The sequence below is a fragment of the Streptomyces gobitricini genome (assembly GCF_039532985.1).
GTDB lineage: Bacteria > Actinomycetota > Actinomycetes > Streptomycetales > Streptomycetaceae > Streptomyces > Streptomyces gobitricini.
The window spans coordinates 552056-577093 of sequence record NZ_BAAASR010000002.1; the positions used below are offsets into that span (position 1 = coordinate 552056).

Annotated in this window: 22 protein-coding genes and 2 tRNA genes; 12 read left to right on the forward strand and 12 right to left on the reverse strand. The window is 72.3% G+C overall.

All coding sequences use genetic code 11. The annotated features are described in order from the left end of the window. Window positions 1-568: 568 nt before the first annotated feature. From ehuB to ABD347_RS03385, 6 genes are all read left to right on the forward strand, one after another. A complete protein-coding gene (ehuB, locus tag ABD347_RS03360; RefSeq protein ID WP_344356092.1) occupies window positions 569-1456 on the forward strand; it encodes an ectoine/hydroxyectoine ABC transporter substrate-binding protein EhuB in 888 nt (295 codons plus the stop codon). Beyond that, the gene (gene ehuC / locus ABD347_RS03365) at window positions 1453-2112 is read left to right on the forward strand and encodes an ectoine/hydroxyectoine ABC transporter permease subunit EhuC (protein WP_344356093.1); all 660 of its coding nucleotides are present in this window, start codon (window positions 1453-1455) and stop codon (window positions 2110-2112) included. The genes ehuB and ehuC overlap by 4 nt, the downstream gene beginning before the upstream one ends. Next, window positions 2109-2759 (forward strand): ectoine/hydroxyectoine ABC transporter permease subunit EhuD, encoded by a 651-nt coding sequence (ehuD, locus tag ABD347_RS03370; RefSeq protein ID WP_344356095.1) that lies wholly within the window; start codon window positions 2109-2111, stop codon window positions 2757-2759. The genes ehuC and ehuD overlap by 4 nt, the downstream gene beginning before the upstream one ends. Next, window positions 2749-3489 carry an ectoine/hydroxyectoine ABC transporter ATP-binding protein EhuA gene (gene ehuA, locus ABD347_RS03375; protein ID WP_344356097.1) on the forward strand — a complete coding sequence of 247 codons (741 nt, stop codon included), beginning with the start codon at window positions 2749-2751 and terminating at the stop codon, window positions 3487-3489. The genes ehuD and ehuA overlap by 11 nt, the downstream gene beginning before the upstream one ends. Window positions 3490-3655: 166 nt before the next feature. Beyond that, entirely contained in the window at window positions 3656-4414 is a 759-nt protein-coding gene (locus tag ABD347_RS03380) for an IclR family transcriptional regulator (RefSeq protein ID WP_344356100.1), read from the forward strand. An 86-nt stretch (window positions 4415-4500) separates the two neighbouring features. After that, window positions 4501-4574, forward strand: a tRNA-Lys gene (locus tag ABD347_RS03385). A 515-nt stretch (window positions 4575-5089) separates the two neighbouring features. Here ABD347_RS03385 and ABD347_RS03390 read toward each other — a convergent pair. The 3 genes from ABD347_RS03390 to ABD347_RS03400 all read right to left on the reverse strand — a co-directional run bounded on the left by ABD347_RS03390 (window position 5090) and on the right by ABD347_RS03400 (window position 8356). Next, entirely contained in the window at window positions 5090-5680 is a 591-nt protein-coding gene (locus tag ABD347_RS03390; protein ID WP_344356101.1) for a lytic polysaccharide monooxygenase auxiliary activity family 9 protein, read from the reverse strand. A 142-nt stretch (window positions 5681-5822) separates the two neighbouring features. Continuing rightward, window positions 5823-7019: an SPFH domain-containing protein gene (locus ABD347_RS03395; RefSeq protein WP_425575561.1), complete on the reverse strand. Its 1197-nt coding sequence runs from the start codon at window positions 7017-7019 to the stop codon at window positions 5823-5825. Window positions 7020-7039: 20 nt separating this feature from the next. After that, window positions 7040-8356 (reverse strand): peptidoglycan-binding protein, encoded by a 1317-nt coding sequence (locus tag ABD347_RS03400; protein ID WP_344356104.1) that lies wholly within the window; start codon window positions 8354-8356, stop codon window positions 7040-7042. Between the two features lie 196 nt (window positions 8357-8552). On the opposite strand from ABD347_RS03400, the gene ABD347_RS03405 reads away from it, so the two are divergent. The 3 genes from ABD347_RS03405 (at window position 8553) to glxA (ending at window position 12923) form a co-directional block, all read left to right on the forward strand. Then, window positions 8553-8626 (forward strand) — tRNA-Lys (locus tag ABD347_RS03405). A 413-nt stretch (window positions 8627-9039) separates the two neighbouring features. After that, window positions 9040-10974, forward strand: a complete 1935-nt coding sequence (locus tag ABD347_RS03410) for a glycosyltransferase family 2 protein (RefSeq protein WP_344356106.1) — start codon at window positions 9040-9042, stop codon at window positions 10972-10974. After that, complete coding sequence (glxA, locus tag ABD347_RS03415; RefSeq protein WP_344356109.1) at window positions 10971-12923, forward strand: radical copper oxidase GlxA; 1953 nt, start codon at window positions 10971-10973, stop codon at window positions 12921-12923. Before ABD347_RS03410 ends, glxA begins: the two co-directional genes overlap by 4 nt. Window positions 12924-13066: 143 nt before the next feature. On the opposite strand, the gene ABD347_RS03420 is transcribed toward glxA, so the two are convergent. The 6 genes from ABD347_RS03420 to ABD347_RS03445 all read right to left on the reverse strand — a co-directional run bounded on the left by ABD347_RS03420 (window position 13067) and on the right by ABD347_RS03445 (window position 19551). After that, window positions 13067-14107 carry a glycoside hydrolase family 6 protein gene (locus tag ABD347_RS03420; protein WP_344356111.1) on the reverse strand — a complete coding sequence of 347 codons (1041 nt, stop codon included), beginning with the start codon at window positions 14105-14107 and terminating at the stop codon, window positions 13067-13069. A 494-nt stretch (window positions 14108-14601) separates the two neighbouring features. Then, window positions 14602-15285 (reverse strand): class F sortase, encoded by a 684-nt coding sequence (locus tag ABD347_RS03425; protein WP_425575572.1) that lies wholly within the window; start codon window positions 15283-15285, stop codon window positions 14602-14604. Next, on the reverse strand, window positions 15282-15872 hold the full coding sequence (locus ABD347_RS03430; RefSeq protein ID WP_344356116.1) for a hypothetical protein: 591 nt from the start codon (window positions 15870-15872) through the stop codon (window positions 15282-15284). The genes ABD347_RS03425 and ABD347_RS03430 overlap by 4 nt, the downstream gene beginning before the upstream one ends. Before the next feature lie 114 nt (window positions 15873-15986). Then, window positions 15987-16766: an HAD-IIA family hydrolase gene (locus ABD347_RS03435; RefSeq protein ID WP_344356118.1), complete on the reverse strand. Its 780-nt coding sequence runs from the start codon at window positions 16764-16766 to the stop codon at window positions 15987-15989. A gap of 417 nt (window positions 16767-17183) precedes the next feature. After that, window positions 17184-18008 carry a hypothetical protein gene (locus tag ABD347_RS03440; protein ID WP_344356120.1) on the reverse strand — a complete coding sequence of 275 codons (825 nt, stop codon included), beginning with the start codon at window positions 18006-18008 and terminating at the stop codon, window positions 17184-17186. Window positions 18009-18483: 475 nt separating this feature from the next. Next, window positions 18484-19551: an ROK family transcriptional regulator gene (locus ABD347_RS03445; RefSeq protein WP_344356123.1), complete on the reverse strand. Its 1068-nt coding sequence runs from the start codon at window positions 19549-19551 to the stop codon at window positions 18484-18486. Between the two features lie 56 nt (window positions 19552-19607). Here ABD347_RS03445 and ABD347_RS03450 point away from each other — a divergent pair, with 56 nt between their 5' ends. Continuing rightward, window positions 19608-20672: a Gfo/Idh/MocA family protein gene (locus ABD347_RS03450; RefSeq protein WP_344356125.1), complete on the forward strand. Its 1065-nt coding sequence runs from the start codon at window positions 19608-19610 to the stop codon at window positions 20670-20672. Between the two features lie 122 nt (window positions 20673-20794). Beyond that, window positions 20795-21238, forward strand: a complete 444-nt coding sequence (locus tag ABD347_RS03455; RefSeq protein WP_344356375.1) for a heme-degrading domain-containing protein — start codon at window positions 20795-20797, stop codon at window positions 21236-21238. A gap of 60 nt (window positions 21239-21298) precedes the next feature. Here the strand turns inward: ABD347_RS03455 and ABD347_RS03460 are convergent, their stop codons facing one another. The 3 genes from ABD347_RS03460 to ABD347_RS03470 all read right to left on the reverse strand — a co-directional run bounded on the left by ABD347_RS03460 (window position 21299) and on the right by ABD347_RS03470 (window position 23447). Next, window positions 21299-22156 (reverse strand): fumarylacetoacetate hydrolase family protein, encoded by an 858-nt coding sequence (locus ABD347_RS03460; protein WP_344356126.1) that lies wholly within the window; start codon window positions 22154-22156, stop codon window positions 21299-21301. 101 nt (window positions 22157-22257) lie between these two features. Further along, complete coding sequence (locus tag ABD347_RS03465; protein ID WP_344356129.1) at window positions 22258-22950, reverse strand: YidC/Oxa1 family membrane protein insertase; 693 nt, start codon at window positions 22948-22950, stop codon at window positions 22258-22260. A gap of 188 nt (window positions 22951-23138) precedes the next feature. Then, window positions 23139-23447: a DUF6412 domain-containing protein gene (locus ABD347_RS03470; RefSeq protein ID WP_344356132.1), complete on the reverse strand. Its 309-nt coding sequence runs from the start codon at window positions 23445-23447 to the stop codon at window positions 23139-23141. Window positions 23448-23942: 495 nt separating this feature from the next. Between ABD347_RS03470 and ABD347_RS03475 the strand changes: the two genes are divergently transcribed. Further along, the gene (locus ABD347_RS03475; protein ID WP_344356134.1) at window positions 23943-24956 is read left to right on the forward strand and encodes an SEC-C metal-binding domain-containing protein; all 1014 of its coding nucleotides are present in this window, start codon (window positions 23943-23945) and stop codon (window positions 24954-24956) included. The last annotated feature ends 82 nt before the right edge of the window (window positions 24957-25038 follow it).

Sequence of the window (25038 nt, forward strand, 5' to 3'; positions counted from 1 at the left end):
GGGGACCGCTCCCAGAGGCCGCGCCCAGGGCCGGCGCCCAAGGTCGGCCCACCTCGTCACGGCTGCCCCCACATGCCGCGGATAGTCCTCCGCCGCCCGCCGCCCCCATGCATTACCCGCCGTACGGCTCGAGGCCGGTGGACGCCCACGGGATGCGAAACCCTCGGGTGCGGGACCTGGGAGACGGGGCGGGGCCCCGCTGACGACCGCCGGTCCGGGTGCCACCGTGGCCGCCGATTGCCCTCCCCGGCCGACCGACCGGCCGACCGGATCCCCGTCCGGTACGCCGACGAGGGCGCCCCCGCACCGAGCCGCCGACCGCCGAGCCGCCGAGCCGCCGGCGTCCGTCCGGTGGAGGGCTTCACCTCGGACGCGGTCCGCACGGCCCGCCCCGGCGCCGCCCAGTGACAGCGCCGTCCCGCCCGCACCCGGCCGCACGGCCCAACGGCGCCTGCCCGCCCAGCGGTTTCGCGGCCCGTCGCACCGCGCGCCCCTCCAGGGACACGGTCAGGTATCGGTCGGCCACCCCCCAGGCATACCCGGCCGGGACTCGGGTAGCGGCGCGCCCATGGCTCGAACAGCTCATCGATACAGAACAGGCCCCCTACGGCGGCGTGCCCTGCTGCTCGGCTCGGCCGCGGCCGCCCTGGGCGCCACCGCGGCCACCGGATGCAGCCGGGTCGCCTCCGGCAACGCGCTCGACCGACTCAGATCCCAGGGCACCGTCCGCCTCGGCATCGCCGGGGAAGTGCCCTACGGGTACGTCGACGCCCAGGGCGAATTCACCGGCGAGGCGCCCGAACTGGCCAAAGTGGTCTTCCAGCGGCTCGGCGTCGGAAGCGTCCAGCCGGTCGCCACCGACTTCGCCTCCCTGATCCCGGGCCTGAACTCCCAGCAGTTCGACGTCGTCTCGGCCGGGATGTACATCAACAAGGAGCGCTGCGAGCAGGTCATCTTCTCCGACCCCGAGTACCAGATGCTCGACTCCTTCATCGTCCGCAAGGGCAACCCCAAGAACCTCCGGTCGTACGAGGACGTGGTGCGCACCAAGGCCAGGTTCGCCACCGGCACCGGGTACGCGGAGATCGACTACGCCATAGCCGCCGGGTACCCCGAGAAGGACATCGTCATTCTCCAGGATCAGGTGGCCGGGCTGAACGCCGTCGAGTCGGGGCGTGTCGACGTCTTCGCCGGCACGGCCCTGACGGTCCGTGAGGTCGTGAAGAAGAGCGGCAAGGCCGAGGCGACCCCGCCCTTCGCCGCGATCGTCGACGGTGAGAGGAAGATCGACGGTGGTGGCTTCGCCTTCCGCCCCACCGACACCGACCTCCGCGACGCCTTCAACGCCGAGATCCACAAGATGAAGAAGAGCGGTGAGCTCTTCCGCATCCTGCGGCCCTTCGGCTTCACGAAGGCCGAGATGACCACCCTCACCGCCGAGGAGCTGTGCCGATGACCGCCGGACTCTGGCAGAACTGGGTGCTCCCCGGCATCTGGATCACCATCCAGCTCCTCGTCTACAGCGCCGCGCTCGGTGCGCTGGTCGCCTTCACCGTGGGCATGGCCCGCACCCACCGCTCCCTGTTCGTCCGCTTCGTCGCGGGCGCGTACACGGAGATCTTCCGCGGCACGTCGGCGCTGATCCTGATGTTCTGGCTGTTCTTCGTGCTGCCGCCGCTGCTGGGCTGGCAGCTGGTACCGATGTGGGCGGCGGTACTCGCGCTGGGCCTGTCGTACGGGGCGTACGGCGCCGAGATCGTGCGCGGCGCCCTCAACTCCGTACCGAAGGCACAGCGGGAGGCGGGCATCGCGCTCAGCTTCACGCCCTGGCAGCGGATGCGGCTGGTGGTACTGCCGCAGGCGGTGCCCGAGATGATCCCGAGCTTCTGCAACCTGCTCGTCGAACTGCTCAAGGGCACGGCGCTGGTGTCCCTGCTGGGTGTCGGCGACGTGTCCTTCGCCGCGTATCTGGTGCGCCTGGCCACCCAGGAGAGCGCGCAGATCTACTCCCTCATCCTGGTGATCTACTTCGTGATCGCATTCGTCATCACCCGCTCCATGAAGGCCCTCGAGCGCAGGACCAAGGCGAACCTGGGGGTGATGGTCAAGTGAACTGGGACTGGTCCGCGGTCGTGGACTTCATGCCGCGCTTCTGGGACGGGCTGCTCGTCACCCTCCAGGTGCTGGTGCTCGGCTCGCTGATCTCCTTCACCCTGGGGCTCGTGTGGGCGGCCGGTTTCCGGGCGCCGAGCCGCTTCGTGCGGTGGCCGGTCAACGTGGTGACCGAGTTCATCCGCAACACGCCGCTGCTGGTGCAGTTGTTCTTCCTCTTCTTCGTCCTGCCGGAGTGGGGGGTGCAGTTCTCGGCCCTCACCACCGGCACGGTCGCGATCGGGCTGCACTACTCGACGTACACCGCGCAGGTCTACCGGGCCGGCATCGACGCCGTACCCGTCGGGCAGTGGGAGGCGGCCACCGCGCTGAGCCTGCCCGCCCACCGGACCTGGTTCGCGGTGATCCTGCCGCAGGCGCTGCGCCGGATCGCGCCCGCGCTCGGCAACTACGTCATCGCGATGCTGAAGGACACGCCGCTGCTGGCCGGAATCAGCGTGCTGGAGCTGCTCCAGCAGTCCCGGCTGGAGAGCGCGTCGACCTTCCAGTACACCGAGCCGCTCACGGTCGTCGGTGTCGCCTTCATCCTCATCGCCTACCCGGCTTCCCTGTTCGTACGGTCCCTGGAGCGCCGCCTTGTCAAGTGAACTGATCCGTTTCGAGAACGTCAGCAAGCGCTACGGCGAGAACACCGTCCTGGACGACCTGTGCTTCTCGGTCGAGGAGGGCAAGCACGTCACGCTCATCGGGCCGTCCGGGTCGGGCAAGACCACGATCCTGCGCATGCTGATGACCCTGGAACGCCCCGACTCGGGAACCATCCAGGTCGGCGGCGGCCGGCTCTTCCCGGCCGACGAGAAGCAGCGGCGCGAGGTGCGCAAGCAGATCGGGATGGTCTTCCAGCAGTTCAACCTGTTCCCGAACATGTCCGTGCTGCGCAACCTCACGGAGGCCCCGGTGCGCGTCCTGGGCCTGGACAAGGACGAGGCCGAACAGCGCGCCCGCGACCTGCTGGAACTGGTGGGGCTGACCGAGAAGCGCGACGCCAGACCGGCCCAGCTGTCGGGCGGGCAGCAGCAGCGGGTGGCGATCGCCCGTGCGCTGGCGATGCGGCCGCGGGTGCTGCTGCTGGACGAGGTGACCTCCGCGCTCGATCCGGAGCTGGTCGCCGGGGTGCTGGACCTGCTGCGGGACATCGCCGGGAGCACGGACGTCACCATGCTCTGCGTCACCCACGAGATGAACTTCGCCCGAGACATCTCCGACGAGGTGCTCATGTTCGACGCCGGGAAGGTGATCGAGTCCGGCTCACCGGAGAAAATCTTCTCCGCGCCGGAGCACGAGCGGACCCGCGACTTCCTCGGCGCGGTGCTCTGACCTTCCCTTACCGGCCGTACGCGTGCTGCCGTCATATGCCAGCATGTCCCGCCCCAGCGTATGCGCGTGGGGCGGGACAGATTCTTGTCAACAGGAGCCCACGAAACGGCTCTTGGCCGCTATCGTGGTACGGAAGCTTGCGGTCACAACCTGGTAGGGGGAAACCGTGGCGCTGAAGCCCGAGCCGACCGCGCCGTTCCACTCGGTGCAGTACGCCCTGCGTGTGCTCGAAACGATCTCCAGGCACGGCGGCGGGGTGACCGACGTCCAGATCGCACGCGAGACGGGGCTCCCGGCCGGCCACCTGACCCCGCTGCTGCTCATGCTGCGCCGTGAGGGATACGTCGAGCAGGTCAGCGACGGTGCCTATGTGGTGGGCGACTCCCTGGTCCTGCTGGGCTCCGGCGCCACCCGGCGCGAGGCCCTGGAGAGCAAGCTTCAGGAGACCCTCACCGAGCTGCGCGACTCGGTCGGCGCCGCCGTCTACATCAGCCGGTACATCGACGGCGAGGTCAAGATCACGCAGATGGCGGACGGGCCGCACACACCCAAGGTCAACGAATGGGTCGACTTCCGCTCGGCGGCCCACGCCAGCGCGGTCGGCAAGTGCCTGCTCACCCAGCTCGACCAGAACGGCCGCCGGGACCACCTCTCCCGCCACAAGATCGCGCGGCTCACCTCGCGGACGATCACCAGCGAGAAGGTCCTCTTCTCCAAGCTGGACAGCCAGCCGCCGACCGTCCCGGTCCTGGACCTCCAGGAGTACGCCGTGGGCACGGTCTGCGCTGCGGTGCCGCTGACGGCCGGATCGGCGGTCGGCTGCCTCGCCCTCTCGCTCCCCATCGAGCACGCGCACCGGCTCCGCTCGGCGGCGGACGCACTGAACCGCAAGGCCGCACCGGTGGTGCTCTCGCTGGCGCTCTAAACCTTCCGGCGTCCGATTGTGATCCAGCTCACAGCCAATTGGTCAGGGGCACCCCTCGGACCAGGTAGTATTAACGCTGTCAGCAGGCGCCGCTAGCTCAGTTGGTTAGAGCAGCTGACTCTTAATCAGCGGGTCCGGGGTTCGAGTCCCTGGCGGCGCACAGACGGAAAAAGCCCCTCGCGGAAGCGAGGGGCTTTTTCGTGCCCGCGGCCCGTCCCCGCGCTCATGCGGGGATGACGGCCACGCCGCCCGCGCAGACCCCGGTCGGACCGTCCGGGAACTCCTTGGCCCGGCCGGTACCCGGTGCGACCCGTGGCCGGCCCGGCGCCGACGAGCCGCCGCCGCTCGACGCCGTCGACGGCGAGCCGGCGAGCCGACGAGCAGCGGCGGTACGCCGACGGGCCCCCGGCGGGAAGGCGGCCGTCAGCGCGACGGCCGACCGGGGGCCGTCCGACGAGCACGCCGCTCGACGGACACGGCGGACACGACGGACACGACGGACCGCCGGAGCCGCCGCCGCGCGGGCGGTCACCGCTGGTCAGGGCGTGCCGGGGCGTACGGGGATCCATGGGACCACGGTGGGCGCCGGGCTCACGGCGCCGTCATGGCCCCCGCGGGTGTACGCGGGGTGCGGCAGGCCCTGCCACCCGCGCGGCGACGGTCCGCCGGCGGCCGTCAGAACTGCACGTCGGAACAGGCGTAGAAGGCGTTCGTCGTGTCCGCGACCGTCCAGACGGCCAGGATCAGGTGCTTTCCGGTCTTCCCGCTCGGAATGGTGCCCTGGTGGCTGAGCGTGGACGGCGGCTGCTGCGCGTTGTAGGGGACGGTCAGGAACGGCTGGGGGTCCAGGGCCGCACGGGTGAGCGGCGCGCTCCGGTTCCAGCCGTTCTTGGTGATGTAGTACTTGAAGTCGGTGGTGCGGTGCCGGGCGGTGAACTGCCAGCGGAAGCTGAAGCTCTGACCGCCGGTCACCCTGGTCGCGGGCCAGTTTCCCCCCCGGGGGTCGTCGAGCTGGGCGAACTGCCCGTTGCCACCGGCGCAGATCAGGCCGTCGGCGGGGCCACCGGCCGGGAAGCCCTTGGGCCCCTCGACCGACTGCGGCTCCCACTGGATGTTGCCGCAGTTCGTCACGGTGCCGTTGGCGCAGAGCTTCTGGCGGCTGATGGGTGAGTCGGTGTAGCCGTGGCTGCTGGCGCTGCCGGTGGCCACGAGGGAGACCCCGGCGACGCCGAGGGCCACCACGGCCGCGCCTATCTTGTGTCGCATGCTGTCGCTCCTGACAGAACGTGGGGGAGTTCGATGAGCCGTGCTGCACGCGTGCGGGGGTGGTACGGGTGGTGCCAGTGCTGGCGATCCGGTCTAGACCAAGTTCCAATGTATGGACGTTAGTTGAACATGTCCATACCAATCACGGGCCTTCGACCGGACCACTCCGGCCCGTGTAGAAGGCCACCGTCAGGTCCTTGACCAGCGCCTTGCGGTCGTAGTCGTCCAGCTCGACCAGACCACGCGTGGTCAGCCGGTGGACCATGTCGTCGACCGCGTCCACCACGGACGTGAGCACCGCGTCCCGGTGCCTGGCGTCGATCGCCGCGACCCGGCGCCGCTGCATGGCGGCCGCGATCTCCGGCGCGTACTCGATCCGGGTCGGCTGCGCCGAGAAGACGTCGATGCCGACCGGGGCGCACTCCGCCGACAGCAGCCGCGTCAGCGACTCCCCCACCACCTCCGCGTCCCGCAGGGTCAGGGCGTCCTCATGGAGGGGCGTCGCCCGGCCGAAGGCAGAAGGAGCGTCGGCGGGCAGCCGCGACAGCACCCGGGCCATCGCCGACTCCACCTGCTCCCGCAGGTACTGCTCGTGGTCCGCCACCCCCAGGACGGCCCGCGCCGTGTCCCGCATCCGCCACACCACCAGCACCACCACCCGCAGCGCGGTGCCGTTCGCGTCGACGGCCGGGAGCGGCTCGCTGCGCCAGTGCCGCAGCCGTACGTCGACACGGCGCCGCAGCAGCAGCGGGCTCACCCACATCAGCCCCGTGCGCCGCACGCTGCCCCGGTAGTCACCGAAGAGAGTGAGGACCCACGCGTATCCGACCCTCCCCCGGCACAGCCCGCCGAAGCTGAAGAGCACCATCAGCACACCCAGCGTCAGCACCGCCCAGACGCCGATCCCGATGCCGTGGTACGGGCGGGACGGCAGCCCGAGCATGCCGGTGACCGACGGCGGCACCGCCCCGGTCCACCACAGCGGCGCGGCGCACCCGGCCAGCGCGGCCACCCCGGCCACCGCACCGGCCCAGCCGGGCAGCACCGGGCCGGGCCGCTCCGCCGGTTCGAGGCCGGCCGGCACGGTCCGCCGCGCCGGGGCGGGCACGCCGACGCCCGTCGCGGCCGGTGGCGGTGCGGCCGGTCCGGTGGGACGCGCACCGCCGGCCGCCCGCTCCGGGACGACCGTGACCGGTCCGGTGGCCACCGACCCCGGACCGGTCTTCTCGTCGTCCCGGAACAGCAGGTGCACCGGGATCGACCCGGTGGTCTCGTTCCCGATGACGGGGACCCGCCGGCCACTCGCCGTCCCGCCGCCCTCCGGCATCGCCGTGCTCAACCCTGCCTCCTCGTGGTCGGTCATCGGAACAGCCGCCGCCAGGTCTCGGGACCCGGGTAGCCGTTGGCGGCGGCGCCCCGCCATCCCTGCGCGCGCTGGAACGCCTCGACGTTGCGCCGGTCCGCCTCGCCCCAGCGCGGCCCCGGCCCGGAGCGGTAGTGGTCGCCGAAGCCGCGCCGGACCAGCCGGTGCCCGAGCTGCTCGACGTGCTTGTTGGACTGGCCGGGCCGGAAGTACGCGCGGCCGGGGAACGGGGGCGTCGAGGTGGCCGTACCGGAGCCGGAGCGGATGTCGCGGCCCTGGCCGTTGACGAGCAGCCGCCAGGTGTCCGGCCCCGGCAGCCCGTCCGCCTCCCGCCCGCTCCAGCCCTGCGCCCGCTGGAACGCCTGCGTCGCCCGCCGGTCCGCCTCGCCCCAGCGCGGCCCGGGCCCGGAGCGGTAGAACCGCTTGCCGCCCCGCTCCACGAGCATCCGCCCGAGCCGGGTGACGTGGCGGTTGTTCGCGCCCGGCCCGAAGGACGACGGGCCCGGGTAGGCGGCGGAGGTGCCCGGGCCGCCGGGGTTGCCGGGGGTCCCACCGCTCAGCCCCTTGTAGCGGTAGGCGACGTAGCGGCTGGAGTTGTCCCAGTACGCCATCGGGGTGGCCTGCCTGCGGGCGTGCGGCCTGGTCTGCTCGTAGGCCGTGTAGGAGGTGTGCGTGTAGTCGGTCCAGCCACCGAAGATGGTGACGTGCGAGCCCCGGTTCGGGTCGGTGGGGTTGTGGAAGAGCAGGATGTCGCCGGGCTGGAGCTCGGAGCGGTCGAGCCGGGTGCCGAACCGGTCGAGGGAGCCGGTCCATTCGTTGCCGGCGAGGTTCCAGGCCATCGAGACGAAACCCGAGCAGTCCTGGCGGTAGCCGTCCGTCCAGTACTTCTCCATGGAGTACGGCACCTTCGCGGCGACCCACCGCTTGGCCCGGTTGATGATCTCGGCGCGGGTGGACCGGCGCAGCGAGGACACGGAGACGTGCCCGCCGGTCGGCCCCGCGTGCGGCCGCCCGTGCAGTGGGCCGGCGCCGCCCTGCGGGGTGGAGACGTCCGGGTCGTCCTTCGCGCGGCCCGGGCCCGCGGGGCCCGCCGGGTGGGCGGGGGTGGCCGCGCCGCCCGCCCCGGCCCCGCCGCCGAGGGCGACCCCGGCGGCGGTGAACAGGACCAGGGCGCGCCGCGCGCCGTGGGCGGCGGGGTGGCCGCCGGCCCGTACGGCCGGACGGAGGGCAGTCTCGCGCCGGTGCCGGCGGCAGCCGGCGCAGGGGCAGTCGGGGGCGGGCTCGTACTCCTCGAAGACCGGTACGGCGGCCATACGCTTCCCCTCCACGTTCTTCCGGTGCTGCGGTACGGGCGTCAGTGTCTCAACTGACCCGACATATCGCATTTTGACGGTTGAAAGGGAAAAATCGGCCAGCCGACAGGCCGGGGCCGCCCCATTCATCGGCACGCGGCACCCCCGCCGGTCCGGACCACCACCGCGCATCGGGTAGAGTTGTGCAGGTCAGCAGGCGCCGCTAGCTCAGTTGGTTAGAGCAGCTGACTCTTAATCAGCGGGTCCGGGGTTCGAGTCCCTGGCGGCGCACGCGAGGCCGAGGCCCTCTCACCACCGGTGAGGGGGCCTCAGTCATGGCACCGCTCCCGAGTCACCCCCAAAGCACGCGTATGCCCGATAAACGATCCGTTTCGCCCTTGCGATCAAATGAGACGGCCGAAGACCCTATCCTGGTGCCGGTGTCCCTCACGGGACACGGGTTCGTGCGATGGGCGGCAGTTTCGGGGGGTGCCCCGGTTCCTGGAACCACGGGGTGGGGGCCCCGTGCGGGCGGGAACGCGGTGACAGGCATCATGCAACCGGAAGGTCGATTTCCCTGTCTTCGGGGATGGTGGCCGGCCACTGATGTGCCGGGGCACGCCGGTCTTGGGGGAGACCGCGCGCTCCGGACGGATACGAACACGACCAATCACGCAGCCAGCATGCGTGCGGGGGGATGACTCATGACGTCGACGCCGACCGGCGGCGGGCAGGACAACGACCCATCCCGGACCACCCAGCTGCGGATACCCCCGCAGCTGCGGACCGGCGGGCCCCGGCAGCGTGGCGCCGCCAAGCCGCTGCCGCGCTACGACTACGAGCACTACAGCAGGCTCGCCGGCCCCCTCACCCAGCCTTCCGCCGACAAGCCGTACCGGGTTCAGTACCGCTCCCTGCTCTCGCAGGAGCCGCACCGCATCCGGGTCGCGCTGATGCTCGCCGCCGCCCCGGTGCTGTCGCTGGTGCTGCTGGTGTGGCTGCTGCAGCCGTCGCACTGGACCGAGCGTGACTACCCCGCGTTCGGCTGGCTGCCGGCCCTCGACATCGTGATGCTCGTCTCGATCGGTCTGATCGAGCTCTTCCGCTGCATGAACGTGCTGTCGAACGCCCACGCGACCCTGGTCGCCCGCGACCCGGTCCCGGTCGTGCCGGAGTCCGGCACCCGCGTCGCCTTCCTCACCTCCTTCGTCCCGGGCAAGGAGCCCCTGGAGATGGTGACGAAGACGCTGGAGGCGGCCGTCAGGATCCGGCACCGGGGCCTGATGCACGTCTGGCTGCTCGACGAGGGCGACGACCCCGAGGTCAAGGCCGTCTGCGAGCGCCTGGGCGTGCGCCACTTCTCCCGCAAGGGCATCGCGAAGTGGAACCAGCCCACCGGTGCCCACCGCGCCAAGACCAAGCACGGCAACTACAACGCCTGGCTGGACGCGCACGGCGACAACTACGACTTCTTCGCCTCCGTCGACACCGACCACGTGCCGCTCCAGAACTACCTGGAGCGCATGCTCGGCTATTTCCGGGACCCCGACGTCGGCTTCGTCATCGGTCCGCAGGTCTACGGCAACTACGACAACTTCGTCACCAAGGCCGCCGAATCGCAGCAGTTCCTCTTCCACGCGCTGATCCAGCGCGCCGGCAACCGCTACGGCGCGCCGATGTTCGTCGGCACCTCGAACGCCGTGCGCATCAGGGCGCTCAAGCAGATCGGCGGCCTGTACGACTCGATCACCGAGGACATGGCGACCGGCTTCGAGATCCACCGCCACAAGAACCCGGTGACGGGGAACAAGTGGCGCTCGGTCTACACCCCGGACGTACTCGCCGTCGGTGAGGGCCCCAGCGCCTGGACGGACTTCTTCACCCAGCAGATGCGCTGGTCGCGCGGCACCTACGAGACGATCCTCAAGCAGTACTGGAAGGGCTGGTACTCGCTTCCGCCGAGCAAGCTCTTCAACTACACGATGATGATCATCTTCTATCCGATGTCCGCCCTGAACTGGATCCTCGCGGCGCTGAGTTGCGCGCTGTTCCTGGGCCTGGGTGCCTCGGGCGTGAACATCGACCCGACGGTGTGGCTGATGCTCTACGGCAACGCCTCCGCGCTGCAGATCGGCCTCTACGTCTGGAACCGCCGCCACAACGTCTCCCCGCACGAGCCGGAGGGCTCCGGCGGTGTGGCCGGCATGCTCATGTCCGCGCTCTCGGCGCCGCTCTACGCCAAGGCGCTGATCGACTCCGCCCTGCGCCGCAAGAGCAAGTTCGTGGTCACCCCCAAGGGCGACTCGGCGAGCCCGGACAGGTGGTTCGGCACCTTCCGGTACCACTGGTATTTCATCGGGATCTTCGGCGGTTCCATGGTCGCCGGTCTCGTCCTGGGGAACTCCCACCCCGCGATGATCATCTGGGCGTCGTTCGCCACGCTGATCACCGCGACGCCGATCCTCGTCTGGCGGCACATGCTGCGGCAGGAGAAGAAGAAACGCCCCGGCAGGCACGGACAGCCGCCGCAGTCGCCGCAGCCGCCCGCGCCGGCCGTGGAGCGGGCGCCGCAGACCGGGCCGAGCTGGGCCGAGCAGAACGACACCATGCAGATCGCCCTTGGGGGACGTAACAAATGAGCAGCCTGCCCGTCCGGCCGAACCACCGGAGGAACCGCGCCCGTCGCATCCTGATAGGCACGGCGGTGGTTGCTGTGGTCGCCGGGTTCAACGGGCCGGCCCTGTACCGGTACGGCTCGGAGAAGTACCACGACTACGAGATCAACAAGCCGGAGTACAAGGCCGCCAACGGCCACTGGGACTTCCTCGACGTCCCGTCCGAGTTCCGGATCAACACCATCCACGCGGCGCTGCTCCACACCGGAAAGGTGCTGCTGGTCGCGGGCTCCGGCAACAACCAGAAGAACTTCGACGCGAACAAGTTCGAGTCGGTCCTGTGGGACCCGAAGACGAACAAGTTCAAGATGATCCCCACGCCGAAGGACATGTTCTGCGCCGGGCACACGCAGCTGCCCGACGGGAAACTGCTGATCGCCGGCGGCACGAAACGGTACGAGAAGCTCAAGGGCGACGTCACCAAGGCCGGTGGCCTGATGATCGTTCACAACGAGGACCCGGACAAGCCCATCACCCTGCCCGCCGGGACGAAGTTCACCGGCAGGGCCAACGGGAAGACGTTCGTCTCCAAGGACCCCATCCTGGTGGAGAAGGCCGAGAAGATCTTCGACAAGACCACCGGCCGCTTCCTGCGCACCCAGCCGGGGCTGGGCCGGATCTACGTCGAGGCCGAGGAGTCGGGCAAGGAGTTCGAGACCGGCACCGAGGACAACTACGAGGTCGAGGGTCTCAAGGGCACCGACGCCCGCAACATCTACGGCATGGCGCAGAAGCTCGCCCTCGACAAGAAGGACTTCCAGGGCATCAAGGACGCCTTCGAGTTCGATCCGGTCGCCGAGAAGTACATCAAGGTCGACCCGATGAACGAGGCGCGCTGGTACCCCACGCTGACCACGCTGAAGGACGGCAAGGTCCTCGCCCTGTCCGGCCTCGACGAGATCGGGCAGATCGTCCCCGGCAAGGACGAGATCTACGATCCCAAGACCAAGACGTGGAAGTACACCGGGATCGAGCGGCGCTTCCCGACGTACCCGGCCATCTTCCTGATGGACAACGGCAAGCTGTTCTACTCCGGCTCCAACGCCGGGTACGGGCCCGCCGACGTCGGCCGCGACCCGGGCGTCTGGGACCTGGAGACCAACAAGTTCGAGAAGATACCGGGCCTGAGCGACGCGGACCGGATGGAGACGTCCGCGACCGTCATGCTGCCGCCCGCCCAGGACCAGAGGTTCATGGTCATCGGCGGCGGCGGGGTCGGCGAGTCCCAGGAGTCCAGCGAGAAGTCCCGGCTGGTCGACCTGAAGGACCCCAGCCCCCGCTTCGAGGACGGCGCCTCCCTCGACAAGGGCACCCGCTACCCGAGCGCCTCACTGATGCCGGACGACACCGTCCTGGTCACCGGAGGCTCCGAGGACTACCGGGGCCGCAGCGACTCCAACGTGCTGGAGGCGCGGACGTACGATCCGAAGACCGGCACGTTCACCCGCGTCGCCGACCCGAAGGTGGGGCGCAACTACCACTCCGGCTCGGTGCTCCTGCCCGACGGCCGCGTCATGATCTTCGGATCGGACTCGCTCTTCGCCGACAAGGCCAACACCAAGCCTGGCGTCTTCGAGCAGCGCATCGAGATCTACACCCCGCCCTACCTCTTCCGGGACTCCAGGCCCGAGGTCACCGGCGGCCCGGAGAAGATCGAGCGCGGCGGGAGCGGTGTCTTCAGGACGCCGGACGCCGCGAGGATCAAGACGGCGAAGCTGCTGCGGCCCAGTGCCGTCACCCACGTCACCGACGTCGACCAGCGCTCGATCGCCCTGGAGATGAAGAAGACCGCCGACGGCGTCCAGGTCACCGTCCCGAAGAACCGCGCCCTGGTCCCCTCCGGCTGGTACATGCTCTTCGTCACCGACGACAAGGGCACACCGTCCGAAGCGGTGTGGGTCGAGGTCCCGTAGGTCCCGCGGTACGGCGAGGACGCGGTACGCGACGGGGACGGTGCGCGACGGGGGCGGTACGGCCACGACGCGGTACGGCCAAGCGGTACGACGACGAAGGGGCGCCCCCCGGCGGGGGCGCCCCTCACGCGTGTCGCGGGGTCCTACTCGGTGTTGCGGGCCAGGTCGAGGGCGTACTCCGGGAACCAGTCGCCCGCCTTGGGGCCGCCCTTGCAGTCGCCGTCCGACTCTCCCGGACGCTTGATCCACAGGTAGGCGTCGACCAGCGGGTCGCCCGTCTCGGTGGTGGGCGTCTCACCGAGAGCGCGGCCCGGCGGGTTGCACCAGTTCTCGGCGGGGTCGCCCCCGGTGTAGGGACCGTTGCCGTTGCGGCTGGTGTCGATGACGAACGGCTTGCCGCCGACCTTCTTCGAGACCTTCCTGCCGTACTCCTTGCTGGCGGCGGTCGTCTGGAAGTTGGCCACGTTCACCGCGAAGCCGTCCGCCTCGGCGACGCCCGCCCACTTCAGCGGCTCGAAGATCTGGTCCGGCTTGCCCCAGCCCGCGTTGCCCGCGTCCAGGTACACCTTGGTGCCCGGCAGCTGCTTCAGGCGCTTGACCGCGCCCTTCAGCAGGTCGTACCGCTCCTCGTGGTACTGCTCCTCGGTGCAGCCGTCCACCATGTGCATCACGGCGTCGGGCTCCACGATCACCGTGGCCCGCCGGTCACCGATGCCCTTGGCGACCTTGTCCAGCCACGCGCGGTACGCGTCACCGTCGGCGGCGCCGCCCGCGGAGTGCTGGCCGCAATCGCGGTGCGGGATGTTGTAGAGGACCAGCACGGCGTCCCGGTCCGCCTTCGCGGCGGCCTCGGTGATGCTGCGGGCGTCCTCCTCGGGCTGCTCCGTGCCGACCCACTCGCCCACCGGCTGGGAGGCGATCCTCTTGATGAGCTCGGCGTCTTCCTTCTTGCCGTCGCGCAGGTAACTGGCCACCTGCTGGGCCGCCTTGCTGCCGGGATTGACCCAGAAGGGATCGGTCGCCTTCGGCTGCTGGCTCACGACCGGCGCGGTCTCCGGCTCCTTGCCCCCGCCGGCGCCGGCGTCGGGGGAGCTACAGCCCGCCAGCAGCAATGCCGCCACGGCGCCCACCGCCCCCATCGCGGTCGCCCTCACGCGGGCCCGCCCGGTGCAACTGCCGTACATCCACTCCCCCTCGGGTGCACTCTGCGCGGGGCCGCCCCCCAGGCGCCCCTCCCGGACAACCCGGTCCAATCCATCCTGACACACGGGCCCGGACAGCCACGAGGGCGGCCATCCGCCCCGCCGGGCCCCCGCCACCCGGGCCCCAGCCACCCCGCCCCGGTCGCGACGCCGTGCCGGACGGCACCTGGACCGGGCCCCGGCCGCGTCCCACCGTGAAGGGGAAGCCGCCGGACCGGTCCCGGCCTCCCGCCCGACGCCGGGCTCCTCGCGCGGACGAGGAACGCAGGGGCCAGGAACACACGGGCCAGGAACGCGGCCTGGGATCGCGCGGCCCAGAAACGCACAGGCCAGGAACGCGCGGCCCTGAAACGCGCGGCTCTGTGACTCGCGGCTCTGTGACTCGCGGGCGAGGAGCGGTCCCGTCGACGGCCCGTGGGGGGAGAAGTCCCGGTAGCGCCGGGGGGGAAGGCCCGTCGGCCGGTCCGGGCGGCCCGTCACGCGCCCGGTGCGGCACGGCCGCCCGTCAGGTAGGCGGAGACGACGACGTTCGCCGTGTACACACCCGCCGCGCGGTCGAAGGTGCCACCGCAGGTGATCAGGCGCAGTTCGGCGCGGCCCGGCTGCCGCTGCCCGTACGCCTTCTTGGGGTCGAACTCGTGCCGGGCGAAGACCCGCACGTCGTCGATGGTGAACTCGGCGACCGAGCCGTCCGTCCGGGTCACCTCGACCCGCTCGCCGGGGCGGGCGGAGCTCAGACCGTAGAAGACGGCCGGCTTCGTCTCGGTGTCGACGTGGCCGACGAAGAGCGCGGCCCCGTCCGTGCCCGGCTTCGCCCCGCCGCCGAACCAGCCGACGGTGTGGGCCTCCTGGTACGGGGGCGGATCTATCGCGCCGGCCCCGTCCAGGCCCCGGGGGGCGACCGGGGCGGTGATCCCGAGCGACGGGACCGCCAGGCTCTCGGGCACGGCGGGCTCCATCGGCGGGCGGGCCGGCGGCAGCGGGACGCCCAGGGGGCGGCCGACGGCGGCGACGTCACCTGTGGTGGGGGCGGACAGGCCGCCGGGGCCGGCCGTGATGTCCTTGCCCCACAGCCACAGGCCCAGCAGCAACAGGGCCCAGGCCACGCCGGTGAGCAGCCGGCCGTGTCCGGCGGGGTGCGGTGCCGAGGACACGGTCAGTCCGCGCGGGTACGGCGACGGCGGCGCGTGCTGCTGCGCAGCGCGACGGCCACCGCCGCGACGCCCGCCAGCACCAGGCCGATCACGGTGTGCGGGGTACCGGGCCCCTGCTCCTCGACGCCGCCCCGGGGCGCGTCGGCGGCCAGCAGCGCCGCTCCCCCGCCGCCGGCCCTGACCGGCGCGACGGGGCTGGGCGGGGTGCGGTGGGTGACGTGGAGGGTGCCGGCGTCATGGTGGTCCCGCCCGTCGCAGTGGACGGTGAGCGGGTACGTACCGGTGTCCAGGTGGGACTTGACGGTGGTGTCGCCGTACAGCGGCCCGCCCTTGCCCTCGCGGCCGGACAGCTCGGCGTCCGCGACGAACGCCTTGGACCTCACCGTGCCGTGCTTGCCGCGGCAGCCGTGGACCTGGATGTCCACGTCCTCGCCGGGCTTGGTGGTGGCCGGGACGACCAGGGCCGTCACCTTCTCCCGGGGCTTCTCGCCGTCCCGGTGCTCCTCGCCGTCACCGGCGTACGCGGGCCCCGCCGCCAGCGCCAGGACGGTGACCGTCCCCGCGGCACGGAGAGCAAACAGAGCTGAACGCATCGTGAACCTCCTGCACTGAAGATTCACCCCGTTCGGCGGCTTCCGCATCCGCAGGGAAACGGCGTTCACCCGGTCGGACGTCGCTGACCTGGCCCGATGGCACCCCCAAGTAGGTCAGACGCGCTCCACCAGATCGGCGATCGAGTCGACGACGGTCGAGGGCCGGAAGGGGTAGCGGTCCACGTCGGCCGGGGTGGTGAGTCCGGTCAGGACCAGGAACGTCTCCATACCCGCTTCCAGCCCGGCGAGCACGTCGGTGTCCATCCGGTCACCGATCATGGCGCTGGACTCCGAGTGGGCGCCGATGGCGTTCAGGCCGGTGCGCATCATCAGCGGGTTCGGCTTGCCCGCGAAGTACGGGTCCTTGCCGGTGGCCTTGGTGATCAACGCGGCGACCGAGCCGGTGGCGGGCAGTGGGCCCTCGGCGGAGGGGCCGGTCTCGTCGGGGTTGGTGCAGATGAACCGGGCGCCACCGTTGATGAGCCGGATCGCCTTGGTGAGGGACTCGAAACTGTACGTGCGGGTCTCGCCGAGGACCACGTAGTCGGGGTCGTGGTCGGTGAGGATGTAGCCGATGTCGTGCAGCGCGGTGGTGAGCCCCGCCTCGCCGATGACGTACGCCGTGCCGCCGGGCCGCTGGTCGTCGAGGAACCGGGCGGTGGCCAGGGCGGAGGTCCAGATGTTCTCCACGGGCACGTCCAGCCCCATGCGGGCGAGACGGGCGTGCAGGTCGCGAGCGGTGTAGATGGAGTTGTTGGTGAGGACCAGGAAGGGCCTCTCCGTATCCCGCAGCTTCTTGATGAAGGCGTCGGCGCCGGGGATGGGAACGCCCTCGTGGATGAGGACGCCGTCCATGTCGGTCAGCCAGGATTCGATCGGCTTGCGCTCTGCCATGGGGCGGGACTCCTGCCGTACAGATACGTGCATGCGTGCTGGGGACGCCGCGACAGCGCTGTGGCGACGCCCCCAGCCTAATCAGGAGGCGGCGATCTTCACCCGGTCGATCGTCCGGTACCGGTGCCGGACCCGGTGCGGCGGAAGCCGACGCCGTCTCCGGAGAGCCCCTCGCCCAGACCGCCCGCCGCCGGACCGCCGTACACGGCGCGAGTGTTGTACGCGGTGGGGGTGTACGCGGCGGGTGTTGTACGCGGGGGTGCCGGTGTACGCGGGGGTGCCGGTGTACGCCCGGGACGGCGTGCGCCGGGACGGCGATGTGCGTCTTGGGCGCGGGCGCCGGCCTCTCGGTTCCCGACGTCGCGGCGGCGGCCGGCTCGCGGCGGTGGCCGGGTGGGCGGCGTGCCGTGCGGCCCGTCAGCCCCGGCGGTCCCGCAGCCGGCCCGCCAGGGTGAGCGTCCCGGCGCCGAGGAGGAAGGCGAGGACCGAGGCACCGGCGACGATCAGGACGTTCCGGCCGGTCCGGGGCAGCTCCTCGGCGAACTCGCTGGCCGGTTCCTCGTCCACGAGGACGAACCGGTAGTCGGCGGACTCGCCCACCCAGTCGCCGTCACCACCCCTGCGCTGGACGATCGCGGCGTTCACGGTGATCGTGTCGGGCCGGGCGTCCGAGGTGAAGGCGAGACGGACGGGCACCGTGATGGTCCGGCCGGGCGGGACGACGAAGCCGCGGAAACGGTCGCCGTCGCCGTCACCGTCACCGCCTCCGGGGTCGCCCCCCGCGCCGTCGTCGAGGACGCCGACGAGTTCGCTCTCGTCGGTCTTCTCGATGGTGACGGGGTGCTGGCGGCGGCCGCTGCCGTCCCCGCCACCGTCGCCCTCGTAGAACTCCAGCTGGATCTGACCGGGCTTCAGAGCGCGGGTGCGGTCGGTGAAGACGATGACGGGGTGGATGTTGCCGCAGGGCTCGGCGGTGGTGTTGGTCAGCTCCACGGTCCAGGTGTGGAAGCCGCCGCCGGGCCGGTAGGCGGTGGGGCCGCCGCTGATGCGCGTGCGGATGGGGAAGTCGGCGGCCGAGGGGGTGCCGCAGGTGGGCTGCCGGTCGGGAGCGGCGGCCTCGAAGGCCGCGGTGCCGTCCGCAGGTGCCGCCGGTGCCGCCGGTGCCGCCGGTGCCGCCGCGGTGAGCGTGAGCACGGCGACGGCGGCGGTGGCGCCCAGGGCGGTGACGTTGCGCAGTCGCATGGGAAACCTTCGGCGGCCGGTGGACAGTCGTGCCCCGAGAAGCTCCCACGCGGGCACGCCGACGCACCGGCGGGCCGGTGACCTCCCGCCGTACGGGGGCGCACAAGCGCCCGTTCGGCGCAACGGTGACGGGCGCCCGGAGCCGGGCCGCTTCGGTGCGCGGAACGGTTCCTGACAGCCGGGCCGTACGGGGCGCAGGCGTTCGGGCGCCGGACCGGTGGGGCGCGGTGGCCGCCGGACCGGTGGGGGCGGGTGGCTCCGGGTGCCCGGCCATGTGCGCGCCCCACCACCCGTCGGCGGGCACCGCACCGCGCTCGGGCGCCGGCCGTCGCGGTGGCCGGGTGGGTCAGGAACCCCGCCCCCGAGGGTCCGGGGGCCAGGGGACCGGCACGCTGAGCCACCTCCGCGGTGGGCGCTCGGGCGGCCCCGCCGGCACCACGAGCACCACCAGCGTCACGAGCACCACCAGCGGCGGTCAGCGGCCGAACACCGGGGCCAGCACCAGCTGCGCCGCGCCTTCGGCCACCGGGTGGGCGGAGCCGTCGGCGAGGGTGACCGGCACGGGCGGTTCGCCCGCGCGCCGGGCCCGCTCCTCCAGTACGGCGCGGACGCCCCGTACGAACGGTTCCGCCGTGCCGGTCACCACCCGGCCGCCGAGCAGCACGCGGTCGATGTCGAGCAGCTTGGCCAGGTTCGCGGCCCCGGCGCCCAGCACCCTGGCCGCTTCGTCGAGGTCGCCGCGCGCGACGGCCGCCAGGCACAGCGCCTCCAGGCACCCGCGCCCGCCGCACCCGCAGGCCGGGCCGTCCAGCTGGACGGTCTGGTGGCCGAACTCCCCCGCCCCCGTCCGCGCGCCCCGGTACACGGCACCGCCGAGGACCAACCCCGCGCCCAGCCCCGTACCGAGATGGAGGTACCCGAACGAGTCGCCGCCCGCCCCGCTCAGGGCGATGCTCAGCGCCGCCGCGTTCGTGTCCTTGTCGAGCACCACGGGCAGCCCGAGCCGCCGCGCGAGCGCGTCGCGCAGCGGGAAGCCGTCCCACTCGGGGAAGCCGGTCACCCGGTGCGGGACGCCCGCCGCGTGGTCGAGCGGCCCCGGCATGGCGACGCCGACCCCGAGCAGCGGCCGCGAGGGGAGCGCGGCGACCTCGCCGGCGGCCACCTCCATGACCACCTCGGTCCCGGCCCCCAGGTCCAGCGGGACGACGTTCGCCGCCACGACCACGCCCGACAGGTCGACCAGGACCGCGGTGAGCTCGTCCCGGTCCAGGTACAGGCCCACGGCGTGGGCGGCGCCGGGGACGAGCCGCAGGACGGTGCGCGGCTTGCCGCCCGTGGACGCGCGGCGCCCCGCGTCGGCCGCGAGCCCCTCCTCCCGGAGCCGGGCGGTGATCTTGCTGACCGCCTGCGGGGTGAGGCCGGTCCGCTCCGCCAGCTCCAGCCGGCTGGCCCCGTCCTCGCCGGCCGTACGGAGCAGCTCGAGCACGAGCGCCGCGTTGTGGTTGCGGAGGGCCGGCAGGTTCACACCCGTATCGCTGTTCACCGCCCCATTGTCGCGCCCGCTTGCACTTTGGCAACAGCGTTGCTTAAGTGGCGGGCATGACTGGATCGCTGCGCGTCGGACTCGTCGGCTACGGCCTGGCGGGCTCCGCCTTCCACGCCCCGCTGATCGCCGCGACCGAGGGCTTGGTCCTCGACACGGTCGTCACCTCCGACCCGGAGCGGCAGCAGCAGGCCCGCGACGCGTTCCCGGACGTCCGTTGCGCCGCCTCCCCGGACGAGCTGTGGGCCCGGGCCGGCGAGCTGGACCTGATCGTGATCGCCTCCCCCAACAAGACGCATGTGCCGCTCGCGACCGCCGCGCTCGACGCCGGTCTGCCGGTCGTCGTCGACAAGCCGGTCGCCGGGACGGCGGCGGAGGCTCGCGGCCTCGCCGCTCTCGCGGAGGAGCGCGGCCTGCTCCTCTCCGTCTTCCAGAACCGCCGCTGGGACAACGACTTCCGCACCCTCCGCTCGCTGATCGAGCGCGGCGAGCTCGGCGACGTACAGCGCTTCGAGTCCCGCTTCGAGCGCTGGCGGCCGCGGCTCAAGGGCGGATGGCGCGAGTCGGGCGCGCCGGAGGAGTTCGGCGGGCTGCTGTACGACCTGGGCAGCCACGTCGTCGACCAGGCGCTGGTGCTGTTCGGCCCCGCCACGCGGGTGTACGCCGAGGCCGACGTACGCCGTGAGGGCGCCGAGGCCGACGACGACACGTTCATCGCGATCACGCACGCCGGGGGCGTCCGCTCCCACCTGTACGTCAGCGCCACCGCCGCCCAGCTGGGCCCCCGCTTCCGGGTGCTGGGCTCGCGGGCCGGGTACGTCAAGTACGGCCTGGACCCGCAGGAGGCCGCCCTCCGCGAGGGCGAGCGCCCCGGCCCCGGGTGGGGCGTCGAGCCGGAGGGCATGTGGGGTGCGCTCGGCGCCGGCGAGTCGCCGCTGACGGGCGGCGGCACCCCGGTGCCGTCCCTCCCGGGTGACTACCCGGCCTACTACGCCTTGATCGCCACCGCCCTGCGCGACGGCACGCCCCCACCGGTCACCGCCCGGGAGGCGGCGGCGGCGCTGGACGTCCTGGAGGCGGCGCGCCGCTCGGCCCGCGACGGTGTGGCGGTGACCCTGTGACCGCCAGGACCACCGAGACCGCCAAGACCCCCGCGACCACCGAGAGCCCCAAGAGCCCCGACAGCCCCGACAGCCCCGAGACCGTCTCGCCGCCCGCGCCCACCGCCCCCGCCGTCGCGGAGCTGGAGGAGCAGCAGATCCGCCTCGCCCTCCCCCGCTTCACGTACGACGACGCCTGGACGCTCGGCACCCTGCTGGTCGGCCTGGCCCGCGAGCGGAACGCCCCGGTGGCCGTCGACATCCGGCGCGGCGGCCAGCAGCTCTTCCACGCCGCACTGCCCGGTTCGAGCGCGGACAACGACGCCTGGATCGACCGCAAGCGCCGGGTCGTCGAGCGGTACGCCGAGAGCTCCCTGCTGGTCGGCACCCGGTTCCGCGCCAAGGGCAAGTCCTTCGACACCGATTCCCGCCTGGACCCGGACGTCTACGCGGCGCACGGCGGTTCGTTCCCGATCACGGTCACGGGCGCGGGCGTCATCGGCTCGGTCACCGTCTCGGGCCTGCCGCAGCTGGAGGACCACGCACTGGTGGTGGAGGCCCTGGAGCGCCTCGTCGCCACCGCATGAGCCGGCGGGCCGCCCCTTTCCCCCGGGGGGTGGCCCGCCTTCCCCCGGCGCCGGGAGGCGTCAGGCGTCCTTGAGCTCCTGCCGCTGCCTCCCGAGGCCCTCGACCTCCAGCTCGACGACGTCCCCGGCGCGCAGGAACGGTTTCGGCTCCGGCTGTCCCATGGCCACGCCCGCCGGCGTACCGGTGTTGATGACGTCGCCGGGGTGCAGGGTCATGAACTGGCTGACGTACCGGACCACCTCTCCCACAGGGAAGATCTGGTCGGACGTGGAGCCGTCCTGCTTCAGCTCGCCGTTGACCCAGAGCTTCAGCGACAGTGCCTGCGGGTCCGGCACCTCGTCGGCCGTCACGAGCCAGGGGCCCAGCGGGTTGAACGTCTCGCAGTTCTTGCCCTTGTCCCAGGTGCCGCCGCGCTCGATCTGGAACTCGCGCTCGGAGACGTCGTGGGCGACCGCGTACCCGGCGACGTGCGTCAGCGCGGCCTCGGCGGTGTCCACATAGCGGGCGGTACGTCCGATGACTACCGCGAGCTCGACCTCCCAGTCGGTCTTGCGGCTGCGGCGCGGTACGAGCACGGTGTCGTCCGGCCCGACGACCGTGTCGGCCGCCTTGAGGAAGACGACCGGCTCGGTGGGGGTCGCCTGGCCCGTCTCGGCGGCGTGGCCGTGGTAGTTCAGCCCGATGCACACGACCTTGCCTATCCGCCCGACCGGGGGGCCTATCCGCAGCCCCGTCGGGTCCAGCGCGGGCAGCACACCGGCGCCGGCCGCGGCCCGGACCCGGTCGAGCGCGGACGCGTCGGAGAGCAGGCCCCCGTCGATGTCCGGAACGATCGCGGACAGGTCACGCAGGGTGCCGTCCTGGTCGAGCAGCGCGGGGCGCTCGGCGCCCGCCGTACCGACGCGCAGCAGCTTCATGGTCTTCTCCTTGTGGTCGAGGTAGGCCCCGGCCGATGGAGTGCGGCCATCGGAGGATTGGTCGATCCTCCAAGACATCGGATCACCCCGCAAGACCCCGTTCACACCGTGGACGGCTCGCGGTACAGGTACGCGCGCTCGGCGGCGGTCCACGCCGTGCTCGTGACCACATAGAGCGCGGCGGCGAGCGGCACGACGGCGACGGTGACGAGGGTGGCGAAGGACAGCAGCGGCACCACCTTGCCCACGCCGGCGCCCAGGCCCCCCGCCATGCCGTCGCCCATCTCCGCCATCTGCCCCTTCGTACGCCGGTAGGTGTACGTGGCGACGGCGGCGACGATCACGAACAGCGCCACGTACACCAGCCCGGCGGCCCCGAAGACGCCACCGTCCGCCAGGGCGTCCGTCCAGCGCCCGACGAGGGGCGCGGCGAGCAGGGAGTGCCCCTCCATCGTCCCGCCCGAGAACAGGTGGTACATCAGCAAGAAGGCGGGTGCCTGCAGCAGGCTCGGCAGGCAGCCGGCCAGCGGTGACACCTTCTCCTCGGCGTGCAGCTCCAGCACGGCCCGCCGCAGTCGCTCGGGGTCCTCGCCGTGCTTCTCGCGCAACTTCGCGACCTGCGGCGCCAGCCGCGTACGCGCCTTCTGCCCGCGTGCGGCGGCCCGGGACAGCGGGTGCACGGCGAGCCGTACGCACAGGGTGAACACGACGATGGCGGCGGCGGTGGCCGAGCCGTGGAACAGAGGTTGGAGCAGGCCGGCGAGCTGCTCGACCAGCGAGGCGAAAACGGACATGGGAAGGAACCCTCCGAGGGTCTCGTCGTACCGGAAGACTGGATCTCGGCATGACGGAACCGCGCAGAGAGGAACCCCTGGAGCACCACCGGGAGCACCGGGAGTACCGGGAGTACCGGGCGTACCGGGCGTGCTCCGGGTACGGGGCGTGCCCGGGGCACGGGGCGTACCCGGAGTCGTGCGGGCCCCTACGCGGCCGTCGGAAGGAGACGGCCGGGCGCTCGGGGTCGCCGGCGCCCGGAGGCGTCGGGATCGCGCTGGGGCAGGAACGCCGTGCGTTGCTCGCGGTCGCGGATGGCCGTGCGGACCCGTGTCGGCGGTACGGCGGGCGCGCAGCGCGCGGCGACGACCGCGCACGCGACGAGCCTGGAGCCGACGGCGGCGAGCGCCACGGCCGCGGAGAGGGCGCCGCCCTCGGCGTACAGGCCCTCGGAGAAGAGGAACAGCAGGAAGCCGAGCAGACCACAGCGCGCCAGCCGCGCGACAAGACCGTTCATGCTCGCCCCCCTCCTCCCCTGCTGACGCGGCCGCGTCGAACGGGGTTGCCCCACGGGACGAGCCGGTAGGCAGAACTGTACTCGGGGGTGTCGTCGCGGCGGGGCCCGCGCGGGCATGACGGTCGGCCTACGCGGGTTCCTGCCGTACGGCGGGGTGACGCGGTTGCCGGCGGGCGGCGCCGGGGGGCTCCGGCGGCTTCCGGTGCTCGGCGGCCGCCGGGAAGCGCCACCGGACTTCCGGGCGGGGGCTGCCTCCCGGCCGCCCCGCCGGTCCGGCACCGTTCCGGCGCGTGGGCCCGCCGCTGTGCCGGAACGGGCCTGCTGGGGCCCACCGGAGCCGGCGGACGGCGAGGAGCAGCCGCACGGCCAGAGACCACCACGCGTCACCGGCCCCACCACCGCCGCACCACCCCCGGTTCGGCTCGCGTACGACGGCACAATGGGTGCCGACCCGTGACCCCACCGGACCCGCCGCACGGCAGTACGGTGTCCCCCATGCGCCCCGACACGCCTGCCGATCACATCACCGAAGCCGAGCGTCTGCTGCGCACCGCGGCGCAGTACCCCGAGGACCGCGAACCGCTGCTCCTCCGGGCGGCCGCCCATCTGGAGCTGGCCGGCGCCCGCACGCGCGCGACGACGCTGTACGACGACCTCCTGGCCGCGACACCGCCCCCGGAGCACCCGCAGCTGGTCAAGGCCCTGAAGGCGGCCAACCTGTGGGAGTACGGCCACGAGGCCGAGGCCCGGATCATCATCGACGGTATCCGCGCGACGCCCCCGTCGGACGCCGCCGCGTGGGAGATCGTCGCGGAGACGCTGGAGGCCCACGACGAGCTGGAGCCCTCCGAGGCGGCCTTCACCGCGGCGGTGACGGCCCTCGTCCCCTCACCCGACGACGAGGTCCCGTACCCGGCCCAGTCGCTCCTCATGGGCCGGCACCGCGTGCGCCGCCTGCTGGGGCTGCGCCACGACGACTGGGACGTCCTGGCGGACCGCCTCCACACCGGCTCCGTCCCGCTGGACGAGCTGCACGACCCGAAGCGCCTGTGGTCCCTCGGCTCCTCCGACCCGGCCGAGCTCCAGGCGGAGATCACCCGCCTGCGCAGCGAGCTCGGCTCCTACCGCACGGCCCTCTCCCGCCCCTTCCCGGTCGCGGTCCTGCTCTGGCCGGCCGACGAGCTGACCGAGCTGCTCGCGGCCTATCCGGAGCTGGAGTCGGAGTACCCCACGCACGAGGCCCACCTCACCGACCTGGAGGCCTCCCTGCGCGAACTCGCCTCCGCGGGCACCCCGAACCTGGGCATCGTCCAGGGCACGGTCCCCTCCTACGAGGCCTTCGCCGCCTCGGAGTCGACCGCCCCCTCCAACGCCTCGCTCCTCCCCCAGTACGCCACCACCCTCGCCGCCCGCGGCCGCGCCACTCCCTGGCCCCCGGCCCGCACGGCCCCGTGCTGGTGCGGCTCGGGCACGGCGTACGGGGAGTGCCACGGGACCGCGCGTATCTGACCGTCCGGGAATTGGATCGTTCCCCTCCTCTTCACCTGACCCGTGCAGTATTTTCACGATTGACTACTGCCGTCGACTGGCG